This is a genomic window from Streptomyces sp. (assembly GCF_036566765.1).
Taxonomy (GTDB): Bacteria; Actinomycetota; Actinomycetes; order Streptomycetales; family Streptomycetaceae; genus Streptomyces.
Genome location: NZ_DATCVQ010000091.1, coordinates 19,464 through 27,010 on the forward strand (window position 1 = coordinate 19,464; position 7,547 = coordinate 27,010).

Below are 7,547 nucleotides of genomic sequence, written 5' to 3' on the forward strand. Positions count from 1 at the left end.
GCGGCCGGACGTGGAGTGAGGGGCGCGGGTGGACGGACCCGCGCCCCTCACTCGTTCACACTGTCACCGCGATCGGCGTCAGACGCCGATGTCGCGGCCGTCCGTGCGGTAGACGGCGACGACCGACGGGCGGACGATCTTGCCGGGCCCGTCGGGCCAGACCGACGCCGGCTTCTCGACGGACGCGCCGTCGATCTCGCCCGGGTGCTGGACGGAGACCAGGACGCGGCGGTCCTGGATGATCGGGCCGCAGGTCTCGGCGCCGGTCGGGACGGTCAGGAACTGCTTGAGCTCACCGCGCCGCTCGCCGCGCGTGGCGACGCCGAACAGGCCGTCGTGCGAGCCGAGCTGGTTGCCGTCGGTGGAGATCCAAAGGTTGCCGTGCGGGTCGAACGCCACGTTGTCCGGGCAGGAGATGGGCGAGACCTTGTCCTTCGGGAAGCCCGCGAAGTACGTGGCCGGGTCGTTCGGGTCGCCGGCGACGAGGAACAGCCGCCAGGCGAAGCCGTCGGAGGCCGGGTCGTCCCAGTGCTCGGCGAGCTCCAGGATCTGGCCGTGCTTGTTGAGGTTGCGCGGGTTGGCCTCGTCGGCGCCCGGGTTCGTGCCCTTGCCGCGGTTCGAGTTGTTGGTGAGCGCGACGTAGACGCGGCCGGTGCGCGGGGACGGCTCGACGTCCTCGGGGCGGTCCATCTTCGTGGCGCCGACCTTGTCACCGGCGAGGCGGGTGAAGACGTACACCTCCTCGGCGGTCATGCCGGGGACATGCGACACGGCGCCGTCGGGGCCGGCCGTGGCCAGCGGGATCCAGACGCCGGAGCCGTCGAACTCGCCGTCCTTCGGGAGCTTGCCGGTGCCGTCGATCTCGCCCGGGGAGTCGCCGGTGATCTTGGCGACGTACAGGGTGCCCTCGTCGAGCAGGGTGAGGTTGTGCTCGCGGGCGGCACGGGAGCCGCCCTTCTTCATCCGCTTGCTCGACACGAACTTGTAGAAGTAGTCGAAGCGCTCGTCGTCGCCCATGTAGACGACCGGACGGCCGTCCTCGGTCAGACGCGGCTGCGCGGCCTCGTGCTTGAAGCGGCCGAGCGCGGTGCGCTTACGGGGCGTGGACTCCGGGTCGTACGGGTCGAGCTCGACGACCCAGCCGAAGCGGTGCGCCTCGTTGGGCTCCTGGGCGAGGTCGAAGCGCTTGTCGAACCGCTCCCACTTGCGCTCGGTGGCACCGGCGGCCATGCCGTAGCGCTTGTCGGTCGCGGAGGATCCGTTGGCGAAGTACTGGTTGAAGTTCTCCTCGCCGTGCAGCGTGGAGCCCCACGGGGTGGTGCCGCCGGCGCAGTTGTTGAGCGTGCCGAACACCTTGGTGCCGGACGGGTCGACCGAGGTCTGCACCAGCTTGGAGCCGGCGGCCGGGCCGGTCAGCTCGAACTCGGAGCTGGTGTGCAGGCGGCGGTTGAGCGGGTGGCGGGTGACCGGGGTCAGCTTGCCGGAGCGGTGCTCCTCCTGGACCACGACGACGGACAGACCGTGCGCGGCCCAGGCGATCTCGACCTGCTCGCGGGTCGGGGCAGCCGGGTCGTAGCCCTTGAACATCAGGACTTCGTCGGTGTACTCGTGGTTCGCGACGAGGACCTGACGGCCGTACTCACCGCGGAGCGGGAGCAGGGACAGGAAGTCGTTGTTGTAGCCGAACTGACCGGCCTGCGCGGCGGCGGTCTGGTTCTCGGAGTCGAACTTCGGGGCGCCGCGGAGGATCGGCTCGCCCCAGCGGATCACGACGTTCTGGCTGTAGCCGGCCGGAACGGTGACCTGGTCGTCGTTGTTGGGCGCGACGGCGTCGAAGCGCAGACCGCGGGCGCCGTCGGGGCGAGCGGGCTTCCACCCGGCGGCGGCGCCGGCCGGGGCGGCCTCGGCGGCGGGGGCGCCGCCCAGCGCCACACCGGTGCCGGCGGCGGTCGCGACGGTGACGACCGCGGCGGCGCGCATCATCGAACGGCGCGAGAGCGCACCGGCTATGACGTCGCCGACGTACTCGTTGTCACTGGTGTTGGGCACTTCGTGGAAGCACGCGTCACCGCAGCGGTAGCGGCAGGTGAGAGCGGAACGACCGCCTCCGTGGGGGTTGGTGCTCAGGAGCGGCAGCAGTTTGCGCACTTCGTCCTCCTCCGGCGCACACTGCGCCGACATGGTGTCGGGAATCCGTCCGGCGGTGACGCTATGTGTACGGATCTGCACGGGGGAGGCCGTGAAGTGAACGCCGGATGAACCCGTGACGACTGGGCGCGGCGAAGGGCCGACCGGGGCGCGATCGGCGACACAGCAGGCCGCTAACCTTACGTGTCCGCCCTGGCCAGGGATGATTCTCCCAGTACGGACATAGACGGCACCCCACTCATGCGAAAGGTCTCGCCCATGGGCATTCGGAGCTTGCTGCGCAAGGTGTTCGGACGCGACCGTGCGGAGCAGAACGAGTCGCCGGCAACCTCCGTCCCGCCCCAGGCGGACGGTTCGCCGTCGACGACGACCACGACCGCGACCACGTCCACGACGACGACGACCGAGGGCACGGTGACGGCCACGGCGACGGCGACCGTGCCGGCCCAGAGCCAGGCCGAGAAGGCCGCGGAGGAACTGGTCGCGGCCGCCTTCGACAACCCGGCTCCGAAGGTCCCGGAGGCGCGGACGGAGGCGACGCCGGGGGCGGCGGAGACGAAGTCGGAGCCGGCGGCTGAGGTTGAGGCACCGGCGGCTGAGGTCGAGGCGCCGGCGGCTGAGGTCGAGCCGAAGGCCGAGAAGGCAACCGAGGCCCCCGAGGCCGTCGTTGCCGACGCCGAGCCGAAGGCTCAGGACGAGGCTCCGATGGCGATCGAGGAGATCGCCGCCCTGGTGGAGACCGCCGAGATCGAGCCGGTGGCGGCTGACGCCGAGCCGGTGGCCGACGAGCCCGCCGAGGTCGAGCCGGTCGCCGAGGTCGAGCCCGTGGCCGCCGAGGTCGAGCCGACCGCCGAGGCCGAGCCCGTCGCCACCGAGATCGAGCCGGTCGCCGCCGAGGCCGAGCCGGTTGCCGAGGTTGAGCCGCTTGCCGCCGCCGACGAGCCGACCCCCGAGGTCGAGCCCGTGGCCGCCGAGGCCGAGCCGGCCGTCGTGGCCGACGACGCCGACGCCGAGCCCGCCGCTGCCTCCGCCGCCAAGCCCGCCGTCCCCCTCGCGCGCGTCAAGGCGCGGGCGCCGCAGGTCGTCGAGGCGTACAAGGCGGCCGGGGCCGTGCTGAAGCGGCAGGGGCTCACCGGCGGTCGGGTCGCCGTGTACCTGGTCCTCGACCGGTCGCTCTCCATGCGCGGCTACTACAAGGACGGCTCCGTCCAGCACCTCGCCGACCAGGCGCTCGCGCTCGCCGCGCACCTCGACGAGGAGGCGACCGTCCCGGTCGTGTTCTTCTCCACAGAGGTGGACGGCACCGGCGACCTCACGCTCGACAACGCCGACGGCCGCATCGCCGAACTGCACGACTCCCTGGGCCGCATGGGCCGGACCAACTACGACCGCGCGATCGCGGAGGTCCTGGCCCACCACGAGAAGGCGGACGCCGGCCGCCCCGCGTTCGTGGTGTTCCAGACCGACGGCGCCCCGGAGTCCCGTACCGCCGCCACGCAGGCGCTCGCCGCGGCCGCCGACCGCCCGATCCACTGGCGGTTCGTCGCGTTCGGCGACGAGGACGCGAAGGGCTTCGACTACCTGCGCAAGCTCGACGTGCCGAACGCCGCGTTCTTCCACGCCGGCCCCACCCCCGCCGAGACCCCGCACCCGGCGTTCTTCAAGGGCCTGCTGGACGGCTACTCCGCCTGACCCACGGTCACCGGCAGCGTCACGGTGACGGCGAGCCCGCCCCCCTCGGGGGCGGGCTCCGCCGTCACCGTCCCGCCGTGCGCGACCGCGATCGACCGGACGATGGAGAGCCCGAGCCCCGCGCCGGGCCCCATCCGGTCCCGCCCCTCCCCCCGCCGGAACGGCTCGAACAGCCCCGGCACGTCCGCCGCCGCCACCTGAGGCCCGGTGTTGACGACCACCAGCGTCCCGCCCTCCACGGTCACCCGCACCCACCCCCCGGGCACGTTGTGGGCGACCGCGTTGGCCAGCAGGTTGCCCGCCAACTGGGCGAGCAGCAGCGGGTTCCCGCGTACGACGCCCCCGCGTCCCTCCGGCGCCGGCGCCCCGTGCCGTACGGCCTCCTCCGCGACGAGCGCGCCGAGGTCGACGTCCTCCCGCTCCTCCAGGCCCCGCTCGCTGCGCGCGAGCACCAGCAGCCCCTCGATGAGCCGTTCGCTGCGCCGATTGCTGTCGAGCAGCACGTCCTTGACGGGGGAGTCGTCGTCGAGACCGACCTGGATCGCGGTGCGCTGCGTCGCCAGCGGGGTGCGCAGTTCGTGCGAGGCGTTGGCGATGAACCGCCGCTGGCTGTCGAACGCCGTCTCCAGCCGCCCGAGCAGCGCGTCGATCGTGTCCCCGAGCTGCTTCAGCTCGTCGTCCGGACCGCTCGCCGCGATGCGGTCGCTCAGGTTCCGCTCGGACAGCCTCCGTGCCCGCGCGGTCATCTCGTGCACCGGCCGCAGCACCCGCCCGGCCGTCCACCAGCCCACCACCACGGCGCACAGCGCCATCCCGAACAGCGCGAACGCCGACCAGATCAGCATCTGCTCCCCGGCCGCGTCCTGCACGGTGTCGGCGAGCCGGACGACCGATTCCCCGCGCACGTCCTCGACCGGCGCCGCGACCTGAGTCCGGATCCGCGCCACCTGGTCGGCCGTCCCCGCGCGGGACAGCAGATTCACGATCCCGAGCAACAGCGCGCCGAGGACGAGGAAGAGACCCCCGAAGACCAGCGCGATCCGCGTCCTGATCGTGGACCCGTGCCCGATGCCGTCGCTCACAGCCCGTACCCCACGCCCTGCACCGTCCGGATCAGCGGCGGCTCCCCCAGCTTGCCCCGCAGCTTGCTCAGACAGACCCGTACGGCCCCGGTGAACGGATCCGCGTGCGCGTCCCAGGCCCGCTCCAGGAGCTCCTCCGCCGACACCGTCGCCCCGTCCGCCTCAAGCAGGATCTGCAGCACCGAGAACTCCTTGGGCGACAGATCCAGGTCCCGCCCGTCCCGCGACGCCGTCCTGCGCACCGTGTCCATCCGCAGCCCGTCCCGCTCCAGGAGCGGCGGCACGGGCCGTGCGCTGCGCCGCCGCAGCGCGCGCACCCGGGACACCAGCTCGGGAAACTCGAACGGCTTGCCCAGGTAGTCGTCCGCGCCCAGGTCGAGCCCGGCCACCCGGTCCTCCAGGGCCGCGGCGGCGGTCAGCATCAGGATCCGCGTCCGGGACGCCTCGGCGACCAGCCGGCGCGCCACGTCGTCCCCGTGCACCCGCGGCAGGTCCCGGTCGAGGACGACGACGTCGTAGTCGTACAGCCCGAGGCGGTCGAGCGCGGCGTCCCCGCTGTACACGGTGTCCACGGCGAACCCCGCCCGCCGCAGCCCGGTGGCGACGAGCTCCGCGAGCACCGCCTCGTCCTCCGCGACCAGCACCCGCATGACCTCTCCCTCCCATCACGACGCCCCACCTCTTCCTCCCAGGACGGGCATTCCTACTGCACCGGTTGTTTCGCAGACCTCTCCCCGACCTCCCACGGGAACCACGGACCACCCCATCTCCGTTGTTGCTCAAGGGTGTTGACCGTGCACGGACGGGGGAAATACCGATGACCACAGGCAGCACGAACCATGACGGCGAGGACTGGCTCGACCTGGCCGACGCGCTCGACCTGCTGCGCAGCCAGGTCGCCGAGGCACAGCGACGGGCGCGGCGGTCCGAGGTCCGGTTCGGGGTCGACGAGATCACCGTCGAGTTCGAGACGGAGCTGGTCCGCACCCGCGAGGGCGGCGGCGGGCTGCGGTTCGGGATCGTCGAGGCCAGGGGGCGTACGGAGGGCAGCCGCAGGTCCGTCCAGCGGATCGCCCTCAAGCTGCGCCCGCAGCGCGCGGACGGCGGCGACACGGCGATAGGCGACGTGGAGTAGCACGACGGGGACGGAACCGGAGACGGCAGGGCTGACAGCGGCACGGCCGGAGCGACCGAGCGCGTACGGGGGTGCGCATGGAGATGGACCGCGCCGTGCAGATACGCGCGCGCCGCGACGGTGAGGTGATCGCCTTCGGCTCCGGCTATCTCGTCGCACCCCGGCTCGTGCTGACCGCCGCCCACGTCGTCCCGGCCGGCGCGGACGTCACGGTGGCCCCGCACGCCCCCGGGCTGGTCGCCGACGCCGCCGACGAGCCGCGGCAGTCGTCGGCGGCCGTGCGCTGGCGGCGCGAGGACGAGGCGGTCGACGCCGCCCTCGTCGAGGTGGCCGAGGCGGACTGGCAGCCCCCGCCCTCCTTCGCCGGCAACCCGAACCGCCGCATGCAGCGCTGGGGCCTGCTCGTCACCACCGCCGCCGAGCAGCCGGTCACCTGCCTGGGCTTCCCGCGCATGGGCCGGGCCGTCCCGGAGCCGGGCGGTCCGCCGCGCCGCGCCGCGGAACAACTCGCCGCCCGTATCAGCCCGCTGACCGGCGCCACCGCCCACCGCTACGAACTGCTCGGCGCCCACTCCCCGTACGGCTCCGCGGGCGACGACGCCGCGTCCCCCTGGGCCGGCATGTCCGGAGCGGCCGTCTTCCGGGACCGGCTGCTCATCGGGGTCGTCCGGCACGACCGGCACGCCCGCACCGGCGTGCGCCTGACGGCCACCCGCAGCCGTGCGCTCGTGGCCGACCCCGGCTTCCGCGCGCTCGTCGCCGCGCACTCGTGCGTCCCCCCGGAGCTGGAGGCCGCCGAGCTGGACGGACTGCTCGACCCGGCCCCGCCCGAACGGGACCTGCGCTCCCCGCTGATGCTGCTGCGCGCCGACACCGAGGCCGTCGCCTTCCGCGGCCGCACGGAGGTGTGCGAGGAGCTGATGGCCTGGTGCGAGCAGGACCCCGAGATCCTGTCCGTACGGGCCCTGGTCGGCCCCAGCGGCCAGGGCAAGACCCGCCTGTCGCGCTGGCTCACGGCCGCGCTGCGGGCCCGCGGCTGGGTCGCCGGGCAGCTCCGCTCCGACCTGACGGGCGGCCCCGGCGTGGAGCCGGACCTGCACCCGCTGGCCGGCCTGCAGGCCGACGCACTCGTCGTCGTCGACTACGCGGAGATGCAGCCCCGGCTCGTACGGCAGCTGATCGCCGAGGCGCGGCGGGCCGGGCGGCGGTTCCGGATCCTGCTCGTGGCCCGCTCCGAGGGCACCTGGAAGACCGCCGCGCTCGGCGCGTCCGGCGTGGTCCACGACATCCTGAGCACCGCCCCGGTCGTCCGGCTGCACGCCCTGGACGCCACCGTGGAGGGCCGCGACGAGGCGTTCGCGCTGGCCGCGGCCGACCTCGCGCCGCTGCTCGGCCGCGTCCCCGGGTACGCCGGGGTCGACTGGCCGGAGCTCGCCCGGCAGGTCCGGCCCGCGCCGCGCGACCGGCGGGCCGCCTTCGAGGCGGCCCTG

The 7,547-nt window shown here is 73.7% G+C and carries 6 protein-coding genes; 3 read left to right on the forward strand and 3 right to left on the reverse strand.

Annotation, left to right across the window (positions count from 1 at the left end):
- Positions 1-78 precede the first annotated feature (78 nt).
- Complete coding sequence (locus VIU94_RS05035; protein WP_331907951.1) at positions 79-2,148, reverse strand: PhoX family protein; 2,070 nt, start codon at positions 2,146-2,148, stop codon at positions 79-81.
- 258 nt (positions 2,149-2,406) lie between these two features.
- Between VIU94_RS05035 and VIU94_RS05040 the strand changes: the two genes are divergently transcribed.
- On the forward strand, positions 2,407-3,840 hold the full coding sequence (locus VIU94_RS05040; protein ID WP_331907953.1) for a VWA domain-containing protein: 1,434 nt from the start codon (positions 2,407-2,409) through the stop codon (positions 3,838-3,840).
- Here the strand turns inward: VIU94_RS05040 and VIU94_RS05045 are convergent.
- On the reverse strand, positions 3,828-4,922 hold the full coding sequence (locus tag VIU94_RS05045; RefSeq protein ID WP_331907955.1) for a sensor histidine kinase: 1,095 nt from the start codon (positions 4,920-4,922) through the stop codon (positions 3,828-3,830). The two genes, VIU94_RS05040 and VIU94_RS05045, sit on opposite strands and share 13 nt — an antisense overlap.
- A complete protein-coding gene (locus VIU94_RS05050; protein WP_331907957.1) occupies positions 4,919-5,572 on the reverse strand; it encodes a response regulator transcription factor in 654 nt (217 codons plus the stop codon). Before VIU94_RS05050 ends, VIU94_RS05045 begins: the two co-directional genes overlap by 4 nt.
- Before the next feature lie 167 nt (positions 5,573-5,739).
- Between VIU94_RS05050 and VIU94_RS05055 the strand changes: the two genes are divergently transcribed.
- Positions 5,740-6,057, forward strand: a complete 318-nt coding sequence (locus tag VIU94_RS05055) for a trypco2 family protein (RefSeq protein ID WP_331907959.1) — start codon at positions 5,740-5,742, stop codon at positions 6,055-6,057.
- 77 nt (positions 6,058-6,134) lie between these two features.
- Positions 6,135-7,547, forward strand: a 1,413-nt coding sequence (locus VIU94_RS05060) for a trypsin-like peptidase domain-containing protein (protein WP_331907961.1), incomplete at its 3' end; no start/stop codon positions are given.